Source organism: Massilibacteroides sp., from assembly GCF_028705895.1.
Lineage (GTDB): Bacteria > Bacteroidota > Bacteroidia > Bacteroidales > Tannerellaceae > Massilibacteroides.
Window position 1 is genome coordinate 46,571 of record NZ_JAQWCQ010000014.1, and the last position, 20,526, is coordinate 67,096.

A 20,526-nucleotide genomic window follows, 5' to 3' on the forward strand; every position below is an offset into this window, starting at 1 on the left:
TTTTTATCATGAAAAAAGAAAACAGTATCAGTAGGAGATCATTCCTGAAAAGTTCTGCAATGGCAGGTGCTCTTGGTGCAATTGGCACAGGCGGAGCAGCAACAGTATTAACTTCTTGTGGTGGTGGAGCTGCGGAAAGTGCTTCTGCTACAAAACCGCTTAAAGAACCTGGAACATATTATATTCCTGAATTGCCTGATTTAGCAACAGACGGACAAGAATTGAAAGCTGGTGTTATTGGTTGCGGCGGTCGTGGTTCTGGTGCTGCATTTGACTTCTTAAATGCCGCAAACGGAGTAACTATCGTTGCGCTTGGAGATACTTTCCAGGAAAGAGTCGATGGATTAGCTGATAAATTGAAAAAAGAAAAGAATATTGATGTTCCTGCTGACAAGCGTTTTGTTGGTCTGGATGCTTATAAACAAGTAATCGAAAGTGGTGTAGATGTAGTTATCGTTGCAACTCCTCCTTGTTTCCGCCCGACTCATTTCCAGTATGCAACGGAAAAAGGCAAACATTCATTCCTGGAAAAACCTATCTGTGTAGATCCTGTTGGATATAAAACAATTGTAGCAACAGCTAAACAAGCTCAGGCTAAAGGTCTTCGTGTAGTTACAGGAACACAACGTCATCATCAACGTAACTATGTTGAGTCTTACAAAAAGATCATGGAAGGTGCAATTGGTGAGATTACAGGCGGTGTGGTTTACTGGAACCAGAATATGCTTTGGTATCGCGAACGTCAACAAGGCTGGAACGATTGTGAATGGATGATTAAGGACTGGGTAAACTGGAAATGGCTGTCAGGAGATCATATCGTAGAACAACATGTTCATAATATTGATGTGTTTACATGGTTTAGCGGTCTTAAACCTGTAAAAGCTGTTGGCTTTGGTTCTCGTCAACGTCGTCTGACCGGAGACCAATATGATAATTTCAGCATTGACTTTACGATGGAAAATGGAATTCACCTGCACAGTATGTGTCGTCAGATTGACGGTTGTGTAAATAATGTAAGTGAATTTATTCAAGGAACAAAAGGTTCTTGGTCAACAGCTAATGGTGAAACAGTGATCAAAGACCTGGCTGGAAATGAAATCTGGAAGTTTGACAAGGAAGCAGAAAAAGCAAGCTTTAAACAAACAAATCCGTATGTACTTGAACACGTAAACTGGATTAACAGCATTCGTGGTAAGAAAGAAATAGAACAAGCTTCTGAAACTGCCATTTCTAATATGGCTGCAATCATGGGACGTGAATCAGCTTATTCTGGCGCTGAAGTAACATGGGATGCAATGAGTGCTTCTAATCTTGATTATATACCTAAAGATTTGAATCTTGGAAAGATGGATATGAGCGGTTTCGTTGTTCCTGTTCCGGGAAAACCTATTGACAAGAAATAATTATAATTATGTCACTCAATAGAAGAAACTTTTTAAGAACCGGTCTTGTAGGTGCTGCAGCAACAGCTGTCGGCACCTCATGGGCGGGCTGTACTTCTGCTCCGGCAAGTCAAAGCAGTGCTGAAACGACCAAAAGTAAGGCTGAATTAAAGCTTTCTTTTCAGGAAGGTATAGCACCAGGTAAAGACTTAAATGAAAAGTTCGATCTTTTCGAAAAATTAGGAATTGTCGGTTTTGAACCGGGCGGTAGAGGTTTAGCTGATCGTGTAGGTGAAATAAAAGATGCCTTAAAAGGACGTAATATAAAGGTTAGTGCTATTTGTGCCGGTTTCCAGGGCTTTATGCTTGCCGAAGATGAAGCAGTGCGTAACCAATGTCGTGATACTATGCAGGAAATCATTACTGCTGCCGGAGAACTCGAGTCAACGGGAGTAATTATTGTACCTGCATTTAATCATCAAACGCCGGCGATGCCGCATACTCAGGAAACGCGTGATTTCCTTTGTAAATGGTTTGACGAACTGGGTACTTTTGCTGCACAACATGGTACGACTGTAATCTTTGAGCCGCTAAACCGTAAAGAAGCGTTTTATTTGCGTCAGGTAGCTGATGCAGCATCAATTTGCCGTGATATCAACAATCCGGGAGTTCGTTGTATGGGCGACTTCTGGCATATGACTTGGGAAGAAACCTGTGATATGGGAGCATTCCTTTCTGCCGGAGAATACTTGCAGCATGTTCATATTGCAAGTCGGAAACGTAGAAGTATGCCAAGTGAAGATGGAGAAGCGGATAACTACATCACCGGTTTCAAAGGCCTGAAGATGTTAGGATATGATAAATACGTAAGTTTTGAATGCGGCTGTCAGGGTGACCGTAATGTGGTTGTTCCTGCAGCAGTAGAACTTTTACGCAAACAATGGGAAGAAGCATAATATGCCGTTGATATATTCAAATATGCAATTGAGTGAGGTTGTGGAAGAACACACCTCACTCATTCCTGTTATTAACAGGTTTGGTATCCGTCTTGGATTAGGGGATAAGTCGGTAAAAGATATCTGTAGTGAACATCAAATAGATCTGGATTTTCTACTTGTGGTGATCAATACTTTCCTTAATGAAGAATATTTTCCGGAAAAGAGGCTGCAGACATTCCACACTTCGCAGATTATTGATTACCTAACCAAAACAAATTCGGACTATCAGAGACACCAATTACCTAATATCGAACGTCATCTGGGATCATTCATATCACTTAGTGCAGCTTCCGGAAACAATTCACTTGCGGTAATTGGTAAATTCTTTGCTTCATTTAAAGCCAAGTTAACCGACAGGATAGAAAAAGATACGAATGAATGGTTTCCGTATTGCCTGAGCCTGAGTGAGAAGCTGGGAAAGTTGCAGACAGATAAACAAGAAGCTTTTATCCTGAATTTACCAGAACATAAAATAGACAATTCGTTAGAAGCCTTGCTTACCGACCTGAAAAGTTTGATGATCAAACATATCTCGGGAGAATACAATGAAAATCTATGTTATGCGGTGATCTTCGCAATCAGCAGTCTGGAAAAAGATATACGCCAACAAGATCGTATTCGCTTCCGTATATTAGCTCCGATGGTATCTGCAATGGAAAAGCTAAGTTTATAATCTTCTCAATCTTATGCACAAAAGTAAGCAAATAGCGATTATACTTACTGACACTTTACAAAGCGCCGGCCTTCAATCTATCCTTGTGGATTATTTCCCTCCTGTTTCAATCTCTGTTTTTTCTTCATTTAACAGAATGGAGGAAAACGGGACAGATCAATTTGATTATTTCTTTATTCCATCTGAAACCTTTGTGCTTTATTCCGAATTTTTTCTGCCTCGAAGAAATAAAACGATTGTTTTAACTTCAGACGGTGAAATGAAGGAAGCTGCCAATGTGCTTACATCGAACTTTTACCTTAACACAACAAACTCTCTCGAACTGATTATAGATCGTTTGCAACAATTATTCAGTTACGAAAGTAACGGTGCTGAAACAAATAAAGGCTTATCTATACGCGAGACAGATGTGCTGCAGCTGATCGTAAAAGGTATTACGAACAAGGAAATTGCAGACAAACTAAATATTAGTTTGAATACGGTGTTGAGTCATCGTAAAAACATAACATCCAAATTAGGCATTAAAACAGTTTCAGGATTAACTTATTATGCTATAATGAACGGACTTATCTCGGCTGACGAAATAGAACTGTAACTTTTTCTTTCTTCACGTTGTTATATGTCAGTCATACCAAAGAGTACTACATGGCCAGAGAACGGAAATATACAAAAAATGAAGAACTATGGAATGCGTCTTCGCATGCATTCGGGATTCTACTTGGAGTGGTTGCCGGATATTATTTGCTCAAAGCTGCTTCCGGAAATAGTTGGGCGGTAGGTAGCGTCTTGGTTTACCTGTTTGGTATGTTAACCTGTTATGTACTTTCTACCTCTTATCATGCAACAGTAAATGAAAAAAGAAAACAATTGTTGCAGAAATTCGACCATGCCTCCATTTATCTTCATATAGCAGCCTCCTATACTCCCTTTACATTGGTTACTTTACGAAACGAAGGTTATTGGGGATGGGGTATCTTTGCCTTTGTCTGGCTGGCAGCGATTATCGGAGTAGTTCTCAGTTTTCGGAAATATGAAAAGCACAATTATTTCGAGACTATTTGTTATATCGTGATGGGTTGCTCCATACTTGTCGCATTGAATCCGCTGTTAGCTGCATTTACAGCTACGGGTAAAATAGAGGCCTTCTATTGGCTGATTGCCGGCGGAGTATCTTATATCGTAGGAGCATTATTCTATTCCTTTGCGAAATTACGTTATATGCACACCGTTTTTCATTTCTTCGTTTTGGGTGGAAGTGTGTGCCATATCTTGGCTATTTATTTAGTTGTCGCTTGATAATCGGATTCTTCCTTTAACTTGTAAAAATCACTACATATAGTGATTGTAGCACCGATTGTTTCAGGATAATTTTGCGGTATGAACTAAAATCATACCCATAAGATGAAACGGTGTTTACCCTATTTACTTTTTGTATCAACTTTTCTTTCTGTTGATTTTCTTTACGCGAACGAACCGGTGTTGAATGATACAGTCAAAACATACACGATTGGTGAAGTAGTTGTTACCTCTTCTACAAAAGAGACAAATCAATTCCGATATATACCGGCCGCAGCTTCTGTCCTGACTCCACAAGGAATTGCTGCGCGACAGATTGAATCACTGAAAGATATTAGCTTCTATGTACCCAATTTGTATATGCCGGATTACGGTTCCAAATATACATCCGCCATCTATATACGTGGCATAGGCGCGCGTAGTAGTGGACAGTCGGTTGGGCTTTATGTAGATGATATACCTTATCAGGACAAAAGTACGTTTGATTTTGAATTGATGGATATCCAGCGGATTGAAGTCCTGCGCGGTCCGCAAGGAACTTTATACGGACGAAATGCCATGAGTGGTATTATTAATGTCTATACCCTGTCTCCATTATCGTATCAAGGAACCAAGCTAAGTCTAAGTAGTGGTAATTATGGCTTGTTTAAAGTCCGTGCATCTCATTATGCAAAATTAGCCGAGAATATGGGACTTTCCGTCGGAGGGTATTACGACCGCAATGATGGTTTCTTTACAAATGAATATAATGGAAAGAAAGCGGATAAGGAAGAATCTGCCGGAGGAAGGGTAAAGTTTGAATGGCTAATAACCCCTAATCTTACGCTTAATTACGGGGTAAATATAGATTACACAGATCAGGGAGCTTTTCCATACCGACTATACAATCCGCAGGACGGGTCATTGCAGCCTGTAAACTATAACGACCGGAATACCTACACCCGGACGATGCTGGCGAATAATCTCCAGTTGGCTTATAAGGGACAAGACTATACGTTGACAAGCACAACCGGATATCAATATTTCAAAGATAATATGTGGTTAGATCAGGATTTTACCGATTCTACCATGTTTACTCTCAATCAGAAACAAAAACAACACGCGATCAGTGAAGAATTAGCCGTTAGAAGTACAACGGCAAATAATTATCAATGGTCTTTCGGTGCTTATGGCTTCTATCAAAATCTGCGTACCGAAGCTCCAGTTGCGTTCAAAGAAGATGGTATTAAATACATTCTCCAATCTACTTTTGATCGTTTATCTGAAATATACCCTACAATGCCTGATTTTGTCGTGTTGGACGAACAGTTGGAAATACCCGGTACATTTAAGACCCCCTATTATGGAGCTGCGTTGTTCCATCAGTCAACATATAATAACTTGTTTACCGAAGGACTTTCGCTTACTGCGGGATTGCGATTGGATTATGAAAAACAGGAAATGCGCTATAACTCTGAGGCTTTGATGCGATTGGGAATGTTACGTGCTCCCAATATGCCTCCTGTGGAAATTCCATTAGACCCTTCAGTCGTAAATGAGCATCTTTCGCAGGATTTCTGGCAATTATTACCTCGTATCAGTCTGAAATATGCCTGTACGGATCGAACTTTTACATACCTTTCCGTTGCTAAGGGATATAAAACAGGAGGATATAATTTTCAAATGTCGGCAGACTATATGCAAGGACAGATGCAATACGATATGATGAATAAGTATATGCCTTCTATGGCTGTTGAGCCTATGCCAATCGATAGCATTGCTTCTTATAAACCGGAACAGAGTTGGAATTATGAGGCCGGGATCAGAAGTGAACTGATTGAGAATGTGCTGAAGGCTGAACTAACGCTTTTTTATATGGATATTAAAGATATACAGTTGACGCAGTTCGTAGCAAGTGGTCACGGACGAATCCTTACTAATGCCGGAAAAGCCAAAAGCTATGGCGCGGAATTATCCGTGCAAGCCAATTTACTACCGGGACTGAATGCGGATGTAAATTATGGTTATACTCATGCCACTTTCCGCAACTATAATGATGGGCAGAACGATTTTAAAGGACATTATGTCCCTTACACCCCGCGCCATACATTTAGCCTTGGGTTGAATTATAATAAATTGTTTACCTCCGGCTGGATCGATCAACTCTTTGCCTCAGCACAATATGGCGGAGCAGGTAAAATTTACTGGACGGAACAGAATGATATATCTCAATCCCTTTACGGCACATTGAATATGAAATTCGGTTTCCGTAAAGGGAATATACGAGTTGATCTATGGGGACGTAACCTGACTGATAAAGATTATTCCGTATTTTATTTTAGTTCGCGGAATAACTCATTCTTGCAACAAGGTAAGCCGGTTCAGTTTGGAGCCGAAATAACTTGGGTGTTTTAAAACATAATTGCTTTTTATCCGTTTACGTTCTTCATAATTGCGATAAAATCAAGCACTTTACAAGAGAATCCCCATTCATTATCGTACCAAGCAACGACTTTGGCAAAAGTAGGACTTAACATAATTCCTGCTTTTTCATCAAAAATAGCTGTATTCGGGTTACCGATCATGTCAGAGGATACAACTTCATCGGATGTATAAGCCAGATAGCCTTTTAAGGAACCTTCTGATGCCTCTTTCATTGCCTTACAGATTTCTTCATAGGTCGTTGCTTGAGATAAACGTACTGTCAGATCGACAACTGAAACATCCAGAGTAGGAACACGAAACGACATGCCGGTCAGCTTTCCGTTCAGTGCCGGTATCACTTTTCCGACGGCCTTTGCTGCACCGGTAGTTGATGGAATGATATTGCCCGAAGCAGCACGACCTCCCCGCCAGTCTTTTCTTGATGGGCCATCTACTGTTTTCTGCGTAGCTGTTGTAGAATGGATAGTACTCATCAATGCTTCTTCTACTCCAAACTTGTCATTTAAAACCTTTGCTACCAAAGCTAAACAATTTGTCGTACAGGAAGCATTCGAAACAAATTGTGTTCCTTTTACGTAACGATTGTCATTTACACCGGCAACAAACATCGGTGTATCATCTTTTGACGGACCCGACATGACGACGTATTTCGCACCGGCCGTAATATGAGCTTGCGCTTTCTCTTTTGTAAGAAATAACCCGGTAGACTCTACTACATACTCAGCTTCTATTTCATCCCATTTCAGATTTGCCGGATCTTTTTCTGCCGTTACCCGTATCGTGTTTCCGTTTACGACTAATTTCCCGTCTTTTATATCAATATCCCCCTTAAACTGTCCGTGAATACTGTCATATTTAAGCATATAAGCAATATAGTCAATGTCAATCAGGTCGTTGATTCCAACTACCTGTATGTCCTCTCTGCTCTGAGCAGCACGAAATACCAAACGCCCGATGCGTCCAAAACCATTAATACCTACTTTAATTGTGTTCATAATAAATTGTTTTTATTGATTGAAACATCTTGTTCTTTTTTCTATTACAAATGTACGACATTATATCATTGTCTTAAATGACAAAAAATATGCAATTTCTGCCAAATTATATATGCGTAAAAAATAAATAACTACTTTTAAATCTTGAAATTATTTTCATATGGAAAAACAGTTTAAAATAAGACATGTCGTTTTCTTAGTTGCTCCGAATACAACGTTATTGACTACAGTCAGCCCGTTGGAAGTGTTTTCAAAAGCCGTGGATTTATTTGATTCGATTCAGCCTGATGTCGATTTCAACTATCAGACACATGTTGTCTCTATGGGTAAGGGGAAACAAATCAGCACATCATCGGGCTTGCCGATAGTAAGTGAAGGTTCATATACGGGAATTGATTTTCCAATTGATACGCTTATTATAACAGGCTTCGCACGTTATCTTGAGCCTAAACGAAAGGCTCTTTTGTTGGAATGGATAAAAAATGAATCAAGGAATATCCGAAAGGTATGTTCCGTTTGCTCCGGTGCTTTTATGCTTGCAGAGGCTGGTCTTCTTGATGGAAAAAGAGCTACTGCACACTGGTCAAAAAACGAAGAATTTGCACAAGCTTTCCCTTGTGTTGATGTGCAGACAGCCCGCATATTTATTAAAGATGGTAATGTATATACTGCGGCAGGGATCACTTCTGGTATAGATTTAGCATTGGCCTTGCTTGAAGAAGATCTTGGGAGAACTTTTGCATTACATGTTGCCCGATGGTTGGTTTTCTATTTGAAACGTCCGGGAAACCAATCTCAATTCAGTACGTATTTAGACTGTAAAAAAATAGGACATCCGACAATACGAACTATTTGTGAATGGATAATAGATCATTTGCAGGAAGATATTGTTGTCGAGGATTTAGCGGAGCAGGCGGCTATGAGTCCGCGTAATTTTGCTCGTGTCTTTGTGAAAGAGTTACGAATTACTCCAGCCAGGTTCATTAATAAACTGCGTGTGGAAAATGCAGGACGACATCTTATTGAAACGCAATTGTCGATTGATGAAATAGCCTCTCAGTGCGGATTGAAAACCGGGGAGAATTTACGCCGCCAGTTCCTTAATTTTATGGAGACTACCCCGGCTCAGTACAGAAAGAATTTTCAATCTTCGTTTCCTGAAGCAAGTATTTAGAGCTTGTCTAAATTTTTATAGGATATTTCTTGAGGGCTTGTTTCGGTCTTATTTCGTCTTCTTTTTTGCTTATCTGCATCTCCGCATTCAATCACATAGCCCGCTATGTTCATTCATGCGGATATACAACTAAACAAAAAATAAAACGAAATAAGCCACGAATAAAAATTTAAACAGGCTCTTAGATTGTTAAATCTGTTTTTTTGTGAAAAATCACTACATGTAGTGATTGTCATAGCGATAACTTCACGGTAATTTTGCGAAGCAAACTAAAATTATACATTTCCCTTTTTCCACATATATGGAAAAACTTTTCCACAGTTATAGTAAAGTTTTTCGATAACTGTCGAACAACTTTACTACATATATGGAAAAAGCGAAACGTACGGGATACCAGAGAAAATATAGGTCAGAAAACAAATGCTAAAAGATGAATATTAAAATACTACTATTTGTAATAATGGGGTGTCTATGTACTCCAATGCTAAAGGCAGAAGAAGCAGATACGACAAGAATCAACAATCAGATAGATCTGGATGAGGTGGTCATTCAGTCTTTTAAAGAAGACAGGAGTCTCAGTACCGCTCCCATAGCGGCGACGGCTGTGAACGGAACGATGCTTAGAAACCGTGAGGTGTTAAGTATAAAAGATGTCAGTTCGCTTATTCCTAATTTGTTTATTCCGGATTATGGCTCAAAATTGACTTCTCCCGTTTATATTCGTGGAATCGGATCGAGGATTAATGCACCTTCAGTCGGTTTATATATCGATGGGATGCCGTTTTTTGAGAAATCGGCGTTTGATTTTGATTTTTCGGAAATAGACCAGATCGAAGTGTTACGCGGGCCGCAGGGAACGCTTTACGGACGGAATACTATGGGGGGGATTATCAATGTTTACACGAAATCTCCCAAAAAATATCAGGGAACAAGCTTACGTTTTACAGGAGGAAATTATAATAATTATAATGGGACGGTATCTCATTATGGGAAATTATCGGATCGTGTTGCTTTTGCCGTCTCCGGTGATGTGACAAGTAACGGCGGTTATTTTACAAACGAATATACAGGAAAGAAGGCCGATGATTTGTTTGCCGTTTCAGGACGTGTACGCCTCGAATGGGATATGACTGATCGACTATCTTTACGTTTGACGAGTAGTCTCGACTATACCGATCAGGGTGGCTATCCTTATGCTCCGTACGATACGGTTAAACAGGCTGCAGGGGCAGTGAATTATAACGATTATAGTTCCTATAAACGCTTAATGTCCACTTCTGGTGTTAATCTGGAGTACCGCACGGATCTTTTTAGCGTTAATAGTCAGACTTCCTATCAGTATCTTTCAGATGATCAGGGGATTGATCAGGACTTTTCACCCATAGATAAGTATTTCGTTACCCAAGAACAAAAACAAAGTATGATTTCTGAGGAGTTAAATATCAAATCAACCGGAAACGAGGAGTATAAATGGTTATTCGGAGGGTTTGCGTTCTATCAAGGTTTTGATAATACGGTACGAATGAACTATAAACTTTTAGGTTATCATACGCATAAAGAATACGATATGCCTACCTATGGGATGGCTTTGTATCACCAATCAACCTTTGATAATTTGCTGACAGACGGATTGTCGCTTACGTTGGGACTTCGTTATGATTATGAACATGCGAAAAACGATTACGCTGCATTTAAGGAAATAGATGGAGAAAGGAATGAAACAGATCGTTTCGACTCCAAACTGAGTTTTAGTCAGCTTACCCCCAAGATCGCACTTCAATATACGTTGCCTTCAGGCGCTATGTTGTACGGAACGATCACGAAAGGGTATAAGACCGGAGGATTCAATACTTCTTTCAATACCGAAGAAGATCATACATTCAAACCTGAGTATAGTTGGAATTATGAACTTGGTACAAAACTTGATATTTGGGATCAGTACCTTAGTGCGGAACTGGCTCTTTTTTATATCGATTGGCGTAAACAGCAAATCTACCAACCGATTGCAAGCGGACAAGGTTTTATGTTGAAGAATGCGGGTAAATCAGAGAGTAAAGGTGTTGAACTCAGCTTGCATGGCCGTCCGTTCAGTGGGTTTCAATGGCAAATAAGCTATGGATATACTCATGCTAAATTTAAAGAATACAAACGTAGCGAAACGTTAGATTATTCCGGTAATTACCTTCCGATGGTACCCGCTAATACTTTAAATGTAAGTGCGGACTATACGATCTCTTCGTTATTCGATGTCTTAGACCGTATGACTTTCAGTTTGTCTTATACCGGTACGGGAGATATTTATTGGACAGAAGTGAATACGGCTACACAATCCTGGTATGGACTGTTGAATGGGAAAGTTTCAATGACCAAGGGAATCGCATCTTTGTCTGTCTGGGCAAAAAATATCACAAATACAGATTATACTGCTTTTTATTTCGAAGCATTGGGGAGTCGTTTTGCACAGAAGGGAAAACCGTTTACCTTTGGGGGCAGTATAGCGATGACTTTTTAAACCAATATGATAGAAAAGAAGAAAGTATATAACTTGGGCACTTTCTTTGCCCTTTATATTGCTCAATCCATTCCGATGAGCTTTTTCTCAACAGTATTACCTGTTATGATGCGACAAGAAAATTTTTCTTTAGCATCAATCGGATTGTTGCAGTTGATCAAGTTGCCCTGGATATTCAAATTTCTATGGTCGCCGATTGTGGATAGAAATTGTCTGACCACAAATCAATTTAAATTATGGATATATTCTTCAGAACTATTGTATGCCGGGTTAATTTTTGGGGTGGCTTTTCTCGATTTTAAAACAGATTTTTATCTGATTCTTGTTCTCATCATCCTTTCTTTCATTGCTTCTGCTACGCAGGATATTGCAACCGACGCATTGGCCGTGTTGTCCTTTAACCGGAAAGATAAGAGTTTGGCGAATAGTATGCAATCTATGGGAAGCTTTGCCGGTTCTATGATCGGAAGCGGCTTGATGTTGCTGCTTTTCCGGCAGATGGGGTGGAATAACCTGTTGCCTTGTCTGGCACTGTTTGTTTTTATAGCCTTGTTACCGCTTTCATTGAATAAAGGGTTGGAGATTCAGATACCCGATAGTTCTGTTAAAGCAAAGAAAGCTGATTTTATTTATTTTTTCAATCAAAAAGGAATATGGAAACAGGTTGGTTTCTTATTCTTATATTATTCTGGATTGATTGGTACGCTGGCTATGATTAAACCTTATATGGTTGACCATGATTATGATATGAAAGAAATCGGATTGATGTATGGTATAGTGGGGACTTCTGTGGGGGCTATTGCTTCTTTTTCTGCCGGCTTTATCGTTCGCAAAATAGGTCGTCATGCTTCGAGGGTGCTTTTTGCATTCGTTATCTTTATCACAGCGGTTTTCTTTACCTTTATCACCTGGATGAACCCTACGCCGCCTGTGTTGTTTGCCGGTATATTTCTTATCTGGGGTAGTTATGGTATGGCCACCATTATTGTTTATACTACGGCAATGGACTGCGTGCGTCCGGGACGGGAGGGGACAGATTTTACCGTACAAACCGTTATTACGCATTTGAGTAGTATGTGTATTGCAATCCTGAGTGGAAAATTGGCTGATATGTGGGGGTATCAGGGCTTGTTCTGTTTTCAGGCAACCATGGCGCTGACCTCATTAGTCTATGTATTAACGGTCTTCAAAGGAGAAAAACGTATCGATTAAAATGAAACAAACAATTCTTGAAAAATATAATGTTCCGGTGCCACGTTATACCAGTTATCCGCCGGCAAATCATTTTACTGATTCTTTTACATCGGCAGATTACGAAGCTGCAATAGCTGTTTCTAATCATGCAAAGCCTAATCATATTTCATTTTATCTTCACATGCCGTTTTGCCGGAGTCTTTGTCATTACTGCGGATGCAATGCTTACGCAATGCAAAAACCGGAAATGGTTGAAAAGTATATTTCTGCTCTTCATGCGGAGATTGATCTGGTGATAAAGAAACTGGATTCCCATCGTAAGATTGCGCAGATACATTATGGCGGAGGTACGCCAACGGCTATGCCTTCTCGTTATATACGTGAATTGAATGAACATTTGCTTTCTGCCTTCGATTGTATTGAACAGCCTGAAATAGCTATTGAGTGTCATCCGGGTTATGCTGATGAGGCGTATTGGCAGGAACTTCTTGAAGCGGGATTCAATCGTTTTAGTCTTGGTATTCAGGATTTTGACGAGAAGGTGTTGAAGACGGTTAACCGTAAACCTTCTTTGCTGCCGGTTGATCAAATCTTTCATCAGTTGAAATCGCAAGGAGCGAAGGTCAATATGGATTTTATTTACGGATTGCCTTTGCAAACAGCGGATAGCTTTGAACAAACGATTCGTAAAGCCGTAGCTTTGAGTCCTGATAGGTTGGTAACCTTTTCTTATGCGCATATTCCGACTATTTATAAACGCCAACTGATTTTAGAAAAAGCAGGTCTGCCCATAAGCGACGAAAAGAGCTGTATGTATGCTGCTGCCAGTGAGGTTCTTGCTGCTGCCGGATACGAACGGATCGGTTTGGATCATTTTGTGAAACCTGATGATGAGCTTTATGAAGCGTTAACGAATGGTCGTCTGCATCGTAATTTTCAGGGGTATTGTACGCGTCGTACGACCGGGCAGGTTTATGCTTTCGGTGTAACCGGTATCAGCCAGCTTTCGGATGCTTATTGCCAGAATACAAAGAGTATTGCCGAGTACATTGAACGGGTAGGGAAGGGGGAACTTCCTGTGATCAAAGGTTATAAATTGAATCGGACGGAACAGCTTACGCGTGAAGTGATCGAAACTCTTATGTGTAATTACTGTATCGATTGGTGGGGCTTGGCTGATCATCTGTCGATTCCGGTACAAGAGCTGAAGCAGTCTATTGGGTACGATGATGTGCGCATGAAGGAGTTTGAAGTGGACGGCTTAATTGAATTCAGCTCCGATTATTTAAAAATCACTACAGAGGGACGACTTTTTGTTCGTAATGTTGCTGCTTCTATGGATGTGCTGATGAAGAATACGGATAAGGTTTTCTCTAAGCCGGTATAAGTTGAAAGAATACCTCCTCTGAGTTGAAAATTCATCCCTTTGTTTATTATCTATCTTTAACTCAAAATACGGCATCCACGATCAAGTCCTGGATGTTAGAGGCTTTTCCTGATCTTGCATTAGATGGGTTTATCAACAAAAAAAGTGATATTTAGATGGTGATGTTAAAAGTGTGCTATTTTTATACATCACCACCTATTATTTAATTAAGGCCTTCTTCCACTTGTTCATCAAAAGTCCTATTCTTTTTTAAAAAAAGAGGGAATTACCGCCAACAAGATCAAGGAAGATGCGATTATCGTAGTTGTCATATCCGTTATTCCGGATATGACAGTTTGTGCGGAAAGAATGATTAATACAACTGTGAAAAGGATAAGTACAAACATCTTCTTATTGGATTGACTTATCCTTTTTGAAAATATCACATAATTGTATATTATCGACAATAGTATGACTGTTATAATAACTGTAATATTCATTGTTTTGCAATTAGATTATTCGCAATAAATTTTGTAGCAGAAATACACACAAGCAGGGTAAGCCCAAACTGTAACGGGAGCTACAGCACAAGCAATTGTGCAAGCGACAAATTCTCCACTTGCTTGACAGCCACTACTACCAGGTTCCTCAGCTTTTGGTTCTGCTCGTTCGTCGGTTATTGGCGCATTCCGTAGTCGCATAAATAAGGCTATATCTTTTTTCTTTTCTGATAGTAACTTTAATAGCATAATAGGATCAGTTTCGCATTCGACACATTTACGTTCTTCTCTCTTGATTATTTCTCTTTTAATTATTGGATATTTAGTCATTATACTTTGAGCAGAAGATTTTATTTTTCCCTCTATCTCTGCCATCTGACTAATGCTTAACCCAAGCATATCCGATATTTTTTCTTCATCATTTTCAAGAACCGCTTCTTCTAATTTTGCAATATCCAAATGTTCTATTCTGCTAAATATTTCAGCATTTATTTGGTTTAAATACTCGAAGTCTGCGTCAGTATATATTGAATTTAAGTCTTTTTGGGTATCAAAAATATCATTTGCTTTGTTGCACCCAGAGAGGACTAAAATAATACAAAAAAAACAACAATAATTAGCATTTTTTAATTTTTTCATACTGAATAGATTTAATTGTGATTACTATGATTTAATTAAACAAAAAACAAAAATTCTACTATGAAAACTGAAGTCATGACTTTAATGATATCGCAATATAATACAATTAAATTAAATAGATATATATTAAATAATGTTGTAAAACAGAGGAGCGTTGATATAAAACGACATGGACGAGGAAAATGTTTATCCCCCAATATTTTAATCTCAATTTATTCTTCTTTAGTTGGAAGTATTGATTTCTCAAATAATATACCCATAACCCATTGACAGAATTATAAATCTCAGCAATTGATAATTAATAGCCTGTTTAAATATTCCTCAATAATAATTTTATAGCAGCGATTTTGACCATTTCCTCAGCCGAATCGAATTTTAGCTCATAATTTCGGCAAAGCCTTCTGTCATTATCAAACCAGGGCAAAGTTCTTTCTACAATCCATCCAAATCATGCATAAATCATATCGTTATATTAGTCTGATACATCTTTATTGTTAGTTTAGTCACTTCAAATAAAGCGATGTGAAGACTAAGACGGAAACATTCTTAATCTTTTATTTCTATAAAATTTAAACAGGCTCATGGAGTAATACATCAAACATTTTTATATTTGTGGAAATTGTTATTTAAATGGTTCTTGATATACTTTTAATTTCTCTTGGTGTTATTTTCATGCTTATTGGTATAATTGGGTGTATCGCTCCGATGTTGCCGGGTATTCCTTTAAGCTATATTGGCATTCTGCTTCTGCATTTTACATCAGAAGTGCAGTTTTCGACAGAGTTTTTAATCTTCTGGGGTGTTATGGTTGTAATCATTCAACTGCTCGATTACTATATTCCGATATGGGGAACTCAAAAACTTGGAGGTGGTAGTAAAGGGGCGTGGGGAAGTACTGTCGGAGTAGTGGCAGGAATGTTTCTATTTCCGCCGTTGGGTATAATTATTTTTCCTTTTGTTGGTGCTGTTATTGGAGAGCTTCTTGATGAAAAGGATTTTAAAACAGCCTTAAAAGCAGGGTTTGGTGCTTTCCTTGGTTTTGTTGCCGGCACGTTGATGAAACTGGCTGTCGCCATAATACTTACTTTCTATTTCATAAGAGAAGTTGTACGGATATTTATAGAATAAAATACATAATAATGTTAGTAAAGCATAAGAAATAGTTTTGTTAATATGGGAAGAGCTACAACCAAAACAGAATTGATATCCGCTGGTGAAGAAAACTTCGGTAAACTATTTTCACTTATCAATTCGTTGACAGAAACAGAGCAGGAAAGTCTTTTTGAATTTGAAGATAGGGATCGTAATATTCGGGATGTGTTGGTGCATCTTTATGAGTGGCATCAACTATTGTTAAAATGGGTCACCGCTAATCAAATGGGAAAACCTGCAAGTTTCTTGCCTGAACCTTATAATTGGAAGACTTATCCGCAGATGAATATCGAGTTTTGGGAAAAACATCAGAAAACATCTTTGGATGAAGCGGTTGGGATGCTGAATAAATCTCATATGGATGTAATGAGTTTGATTAGTGGTTTTTCGGATGGGGAGCTATTTACGAAAAAACATTTCTCATGGACAGGAACTACAAGTCTGGGTAGCTATTGTGTTTCCGCTACATCCAGTCATTACGATTGGGCTATTAAAAAGATCAAAATGCATAAGAAAAGTCTTAGTAAGACGTGAAAGTTATGAAACTAAAAAACTCTATTTTGTTAACAATTTTATTTCTGCTTTTTGGTCAAGTTGTGAATAAAACGGCATAAAAAATATAAAGGATATGATTACAAAACTATCCTTTATATTTTTTTATTACTATTGAAATTAATTTATCCCTTAGGTATATTATATATGCCTTCTTTTACTTTTTTATTTCTTTGCTGAAAGAATAGGGTAAATCAGCTTCGGTGATACCTCTTTTAGTATTGGGTGTAGCCGACATATCGAATGTTAGTGTAGCCCCTTTCATGATATCCTCGTGCGTGATATAATTCTTGGTATAGTTTTTACCGTTTAGTTTCATTGTGGAGATGTAACGGTTTTCATTAGAGTTGTTTTTGGTGTTAATTTTTAATTGTTTGCCATTCTCTAACTTGACTGTTACGGATTTGAATAAGGGTGATCCCATGATATATTGATCTGTTCCCGGGCAAACAGGATAGAAACCTAATGCCGAGAAAACATACCAGGCGGATGTCTGTCCGTTATCTTCGTCCCCACAATACCCGTCAGGACCATCTGTGTATAGTTTATCCATTACTTCACGTAGCCAATACTGACTTTTCCAGGGTTCGCCGGAATAATTATACAGATAAATCATATGTTGGATTGGTTGGTTCCCGTGTGCATATTGTCCCATGTTCATCACTTGCATTTCGCGCATTTCATGAATCATCCTTCTGCTGCTCATTCCTTCCATACCGGGAACAATAAATACGGAGTCCAACATGGTGTTAAACATGTTCTTTCCTCCCATAAGGTCTATCAAACCTTGTGGATCGTGAAAGACCGACCAACTATAATGCCAACTGTTTCCTTCGGTAAAGTCACGACTCCAGTCTGTCGGATTGAATTTCCCCTCAAAAGTTCCATTTTTGCTCTTGCCACGCATCAGATTATATTTTGGGTCAAAGAGATTCTTATAATTCATTGCCCTTTTAGCATAAATGTCTATTTCCGAAGCCGGTTTTCCCAAGGCTTTTCCAAGTTGGTAAATTGTCCAGTCGTCGTAAGCATATTCTAATGTACGGGCTACATTCTGACTTATCTCCGTATCATTTGGAATATACCCGTATTCATTATAGTAATTATAACCCGCACGACCGGAAGCCTGTACGGTAGGGTGAACATTGTTTGCTCCATGTTTGAGCGCCTCCCATAGTGTTTCGATATCGTATCCTCTCAATCCTTTCAGATAGGCATCGGCTACCACTGAAGCAGAATTATTTCCTACCATGATGCTGCGATGTCCCGGACTCGACCATTCCGGTAAGAATCCGCTTTCTTTATATGCATTGACCAATCCTTCCTGCATTTTTGCATTCATGGATGGATAAACCATGTTCAGGAATGGGAATAGGCAACGGAATGTATCCCAAAAGCCTGTATCGGCAAACTGATACCCCGGCAGGACTTTCCCATTATACGGACTATAATGTATAATATTCCCTTTGGTATCTATCTCGTAGAAACTTCGAGGAAATAAAACCGAACGATAAAGGCAGGAATAGAAGGTGCGCAGGTTATCTATATTATCGTCTTCAACCGTAATACGACCTAATGTTTCATTCCATACTTCTTCACCCTTCCGGGCTATTTCATCAAATGAATTATTGCCCAGTTCTTTCAAATTTAACTCAGCCTGCTCAAAGCTGATAAAAGACGATGCAACGCGGGCATGTACCACCTCATGTCGTTTGGTGGAAAAACCAATAATAGCTCCGGCATGATCTTCCTTCGCTTCTAATTCATTTTTTCTGATTTCCTGATCACCCACTGTTGCCTGGTAAGTAAATGGCTTGTCAAATGTGATGACAAAATAATTCTTGAAATTATCAGGAACGCCGCCGCTATTGCGTGTTGTATATCCTATAATTTTATTTTCTGACGGAATAACCTTTACATAAGAACCTCTGTCAAAGGCATCGACAACTACGTATGATTTATCAGATTCAGGAAACGTAAATCGAAACATTGCAGCGCGTTCTGTCGGTGCGATCTCTGTGGTGATGTCATGATCTGCCAGATATACTTTATAATAGTGAGGTTTGGCTATTTCCGCTTTATGAGAGAACCAACTTGCGCGTTTGTCCTGATCGAAAACCAATTTGCCGGAAACTGGCATAATTGAGAATTGGCCATAGTCATTCATCCAGGGACTTGGCTGATGAGTCTGTTTGAATCCTTTAATTTTATCTGCTGTGTAGGTATATACCCAACCGTCTCCCATATTTCCTGTTTGAGGAACCCAGAAATTCATTCCCCAGGGGAGGGCAATGGCGGGATATGTATTTCCTGTAGATAACTCAAATTTGGATAATGTTCCTGCTAAAGGATTTACGTAGTCAACCAAATTGGTCGTTTTTTGCGTGAAACCTGAAAAAGGAATAATCAGGAAGAAAGCGAAAAAAGATAGCGTTTTCTTAAATGTACCCATTCTTTATGTCTTATTATTGTATTATAAGTGGTTTAATATTTTCTCTTATTTAAAGAAGCTAAGTTCTACCCGAACCGGGAAGTGATCCGAAGGGGTGCGGGCGATATATTCTGTCAGTGATACTTCTTTGGGGAAATTAGAAGATACGATCGTGTTTGCATTCTTTTTAGGACTGCGGTATGTATCTGTAAGAACACCGTATTTTTCAACTAAAAAAGAAGGACTAACAAAAATATGATCAATCCGGCTTTCGGTTTTCAGATTTGTGTCAAAAGCATTGAACGTTCCGTTAAGCGCGTATCTTATACTTGCCTTTTCGTAAGAATCCGCTAAAGTGCCTGAGTGAGCCAAAATTTCATATATTTCATTTGTCTGATCCACGTTGAAGTCTCCGGTTAGTATGACCGGCTCATCCCCGCATATCTCTTTTACACGCTGTAATACTAACTTAGCACTCTCTCGTCTGGCTACTATTCCGACATGATCCATATGAAGATTAAAGAACCAGAAGGCGCGTCCGGAACTTATTTCTTTAAAATGTCCCCAGGTGCATATTCTTGGCAGAGCCGCATCCCAGCCTTTATTGGGGTAAGTCGTTTCCTCTGAAAGCCAGAAATGGCCGGATTCAATAATTGAAAATTTATCTTTCTTATAAAAAATAGGAGCATATTCACCTTTTGTAATACCATCGTCTCGGCCTACGCCAACGTAACCGTATTGATTGAGATTTTCAAGAAGGTCGTTCAGTTGGTGATTAAGTACTTCTTGTCCTCCCCAGATATCGAAATCGTTGTAAGTGATTAGTTGGCAAATCACAGGACATCGTTGTTCCCATCCGTTGCCTTGTTCTGTATCCCCTTTATTCTCATAGCGTATGTTATAAGATGCCACGTTTAGTGTTTGAGATAGGCCAGGGACAATAAGGGCGGTGCATAAGAACAATGATAAAATAATTCTTTTCATGAGTTTTTTATTATTTAAGTTTCTATATGCACAAAGGTACATTTATCGACTAAGAGTACTATTGTCTGTCGTGTTAACAGAATGAAAAACTAAGGTCGAAGAAAAAAGATAAAAATTTCTTTTGTGCTGTAATCGTCAGATGTTCAGCAGTTGAGGTGTGTTGTTGTATTATTTCCTCAAAAATAGTTGTAATAATATTTGGATTGTATGTTAAAGAGCACTACTTTTGCACCCGCAATCAGGACGAAGGTTGG

General features: G+C 39.0%; 16 protein-coding genes. 12 read left to right on the forward strand and 4 right to left on the reverse strand.

Going from position 1 to position 20,526, the window contains the following annotated elements:
• The first annotated feature begins 8 nt into the window (after window positions 1–8).
• From PHT93_RS05535 to PHT93_RS05560, 6 genes are all read left to right on the forward strand, one after another.
• Window positions 9–1,403: a Gfo/Idh/MocA family oxidoreductase gene (locus PHT93_RS05535; RefSeq protein ID WP_300240475.1), complete on the forward strand. Its 1,395-nt coding sequence runs from the start codon at window positions 9–11 to the stop codon at window positions 1,401–1,403.
• A gap of 8 nt (window positions 1,404–1,411) precedes the next feature.
• A complete protein-coding gene (locus PHT93_RS05540; protein ID WP_300240478.1) occupies window positions 1,412–2,338 on the forward strand; it encodes a TIM barrel protein in 927 nt (308 codons plus the stop codon).
• A 22-nt stretch (window positions 2,339–2,360) separates the two neighbouring features.
• Window positions 2,361–3,053, forward strand: coding sequence for a helix-turn-helix transcriptional regulator (locus PHT93_RS05545; RefSeq protein WP_300240480.1), 693 nt, complete (start codon window positions 2,361–2,363; stop codon window positions 3,051–3,053).
• Window positions 3,054–3,066: 13 nt separating this feature from the next.
• Window positions 3,067–3,648, forward strand: coding sequence for a LuxR C-terminal-related transcriptional regulator (locus PHT93_RS05550; RefSeq protein ID WP_300240482.1), 582 nt, complete (start codon window positions 3,067–3,069; stop codon window positions 3,646–3,648).
• Window positions 3,649–3,698: 50 nt separating this feature from the next.
• Window positions 3,699–4,349 (forward strand): hemolysin III family protein, encoded by a 651-nt coding sequence (locus PHT93_RS05555; protein ID WP_300240484.1) that lies wholly within the window; start codon window positions 3,699–3,701, stop codon window positions 4,347–4,349.
• Between the two features lie 105 nt (window positions 4,350–4,454).
• Window positions 4,455–6,743 (forward strand): TonB-dependent receptor, encoded by a 2,289-nt coding sequence (locus PHT93_RS05560; protein WP_300240487.1) that lies wholly within the window; start codon window positions 4,455–4,457, stop codon window positions 6,741–6,743.
• 14 nt (window positions 6,744–6,757) lie between these two features.
• On the opposite strand, the gene gap is transcribed toward PHT93_RS05560, so the two are convergent.
• Window positions 6,758–7,768, reverse strand: a complete 1,011-nt coding sequence (gap, locus tag PHT93_RS05565; protein WP_300240489.1) for a type I glyceraldehyde-3-phosphate dehydrogenase — start codon at window positions 7,766–7,768, stop codon at window positions 6,758–6,760.
• Between the two features lie 160 nt (window positions 7,769–7,928).
• On the opposite strand from gap, the gene PHT93_RS05570 reads away from it, so the two are divergent.
• The 4 genes from PHT93_RS05570 (at window position 7,929) to hemN (ending at window position 14,035) form a co-directional block, all read left to right on the forward strand.
• Complete coding sequence (locus PHT93_RS05570) at window positions 7,929–8,942, forward strand: helix-turn-helix domain-containing protein (RefSeq protein ID WP_300240492.1); 1,014 nt, start codon at window positions 7,929–7,931, stop codon at window positions 8,940–8,942.
• 430 nt (window positions 8,943–9,372) lie between these two features.
• A complete protein-coding gene (locus tag PHT93_RS05575; RefSeq protein WP_300240494.1) occupies window positions 9,373–11,454 on the forward strand; it encodes a TonB-dependent receptor in 2,082 nt (693 codons plus the stop codon).
• A 6-nt stretch (window positions 11,455–11,460) separates the two neighbouring features.
• On the forward strand, window positions 11,461–12,666 hold the full coding sequence (locus PHT93_RS05580) for an MFS transporter (protein WP_300240496.1): 1,206 nt from the start codon (window positions 11,461–11,463) through the stop codon (window positions 12,664–12,666).
• 1 nt (window position 12,667) lies between these two features.
• Window positions 12,668–14,035: an oxygen-independent coproporphyrinogen III oxidase gene (hemN, locus tag PHT93_RS05585; RefSeq protein WP_300240498.1), complete on the forward strand. Its 1,368-nt coding sequence runs from the start codon at window positions 12,668–12,670 to the stop codon at window positions 14,033–14,035.
• A gap of 494 nt (window positions 14,036–14,529) precedes the next feature.
• On the opposite strand, the gene PHT93_RS05590 is transcribed toward hemN, so the two are convergent.
• Window positions 14,530–15,153, reverse strand: coding sequence for a hypothetical protein (locus PHT93_RS05590; protein WP_300240500.1), 624 nt, complete (start codon window positions 15,151–15,153; stop codon window positions 14,530–14,532).
• Window positions 15,154–15,783: 630 nt separating this feature from the next.
• Here PHT93_RS05590 and PHT93_RS05595 point away from each other — a divergent pair.
• Complete coding sequence (locus PHT93_RS05595) at window positions 15,784–16,281, forward strand: DUF456 domain-containing protein (RefSeq protein WP_300240503.1); 498 nt, start codon at window positions 15,784–15,786, stop codon at window positions 16,279–16,281.
• A gap of 45 nt (window positions 16,282–16,326) precedes the next feature.
• Window positions 16,327–16,839: a ClbS/DfsB family four-helix bundle protein gene (locus tag PHT93_RS05600; protein WP_300240505.1), complete on the forward strand. Its 513-nt coding sequence runs from the start codon at window positions 16,327–16,329 to the stop codon at window positions 16,837–16,839.
• Window positions 16,840–17,014: 175 nt separating this feature from the next.
• Here the strand turns inward: PHT93_RS05600 and PHT93_RS05605 are convergent, their stop codons facing one another.
• Window positions 17,015–19,309: a GH92 family glycosyl hydrolase gene (locus PHT93_RS05605; protein WP_300240508.1), complete on the reverse strand. Its 2,295-nt coding sequence runs from the start codon at window positions 19,307–19,309 to the stop codon at window positions 17,015–17,017.
• Between the two features lie 45 nt (window positions 19,310–19,354).
• On the reverse strand, window positions 19,355–20,272 hold the full coding sequence (locus PHT93_RS05610; protein WP_300240510.1) for an endonuclease/exonuclease/phosphatase family protein: 918 nt from the start codon (window positions 20,270–20,272) through the stop codon (window positions 19,355–19,357).
• Window positions 20,273–20,526: the final 254 nt, after the last annotated feature.

Bases quoted from the DNA above. Each gene is read 5' to 3' on its own strand.
- PHT93_RS05580 (WP_300240496.1), top strand. From the start codon at position 11,461: ATGATAGAAAAGAAGAAAGTATATAACTTGGGCACTTTCTTTGCCCTT.
- PHT93_RS05550 (WP_300240482.1), top strand. From the start codon at position 3,067: ATGCACAAAAGTAAGCAAATAGCGATTATACTTACTGACACTTTACAA.
- PHT93_RS05605 (WP_300240508.1), bottom strand. From the start codon at position 19,309: ATGGGTACATTTAAGAAAACGCTATCTTTTTTCGCTTTCTTCCTGATT.
- PHT93_RS05560 (WP_300240487.1), top strand. From the start codon at position 4,455: ATGAAACGGTGTTTACCCTATTTACTTTTTGTATCAACTTTTCTTTCT.
- hemN (WP_300240498.1), top strand. From the start codon at position 12,668: ATGAAACAAACAATTCTTGAAAAATATAATGTTCCGGTGCCACGTTAT.
- PHT93_RS05555 (WP_300240484.1), top strand. From the start codon at position 3,699: ATGGCCAGAGAACGGAAATATACAAAAAATGAAGAACTATGGAATGCG.
- gap (WP_300240489.1), bottom strand. From the start codon at position 7,768: ATGAACACAATTAAAGTAGGTATTAATGGTTTTGGACGCATCGGGCGT.
- PHT93_RS05570 (WP_300240492.1), top strand. From the start codon at position 7,929: ATGGAAAAACAGTTTAAAATAAGACATGTCGTTTTCTTAGTTGCTCCG.
- PHT93_RS05595 (WP_300240503.1), top strand. From the start codon at position 15,784: ATGGTTCTTGATATACTTTTAATTTCTCTTGGTGTTATTTTCATGCTT.
- PHT93_RS05545 (WP_300240480.1), top strand. From the start codon at position 2,361: ATGCAATTGAGTGAGGTTGTGGAAGAACACACCTCACTCATTCCTGTT.
- PHT93_RS05575 (WP_300240494.1), top strand. From the start codon at position 9,373: ATGAATATTAAAATACTACTATTTGTAATAATGGGGTGTCTATGTACT.
- PHT93_RS05600 (WP_300240505.1), top strand. From the start codon at position 16,327: ATGGGAAGAGCTACAACCAAAACAGAATTGATATCCGCTGGTGAAGAA.
- PHT93_RS05540 (WP_300240478.1), top strand. From the start codon at position 1,412: ATGTCACTCAATAGAAGAAACTTTTTAAGAACCGGTCTTGTAGGTGCT.
- PHT93_RS05610 (WP_300240510.1), bottom strand. From the start codon at position 20,272: ATGAAAAGAATTATTTTATCATTGTTCTTATGCACCGCCCTTATTGTC.
- PHT93_RS05590 (WP_300240500.1), bottom strand. From the start codon at position 15,153: ATGAAAAAATTAAAAAATGCTAATTATTGTTGTTTTTTTTGTATTATT.
- PHT93_RS05535 (WP_300240475.1), top strand. From the start codon at position 9: ATGAAAAAAGAAAACAGTATCAGTAGGAGATCATTCCTGAAAAGTTCT.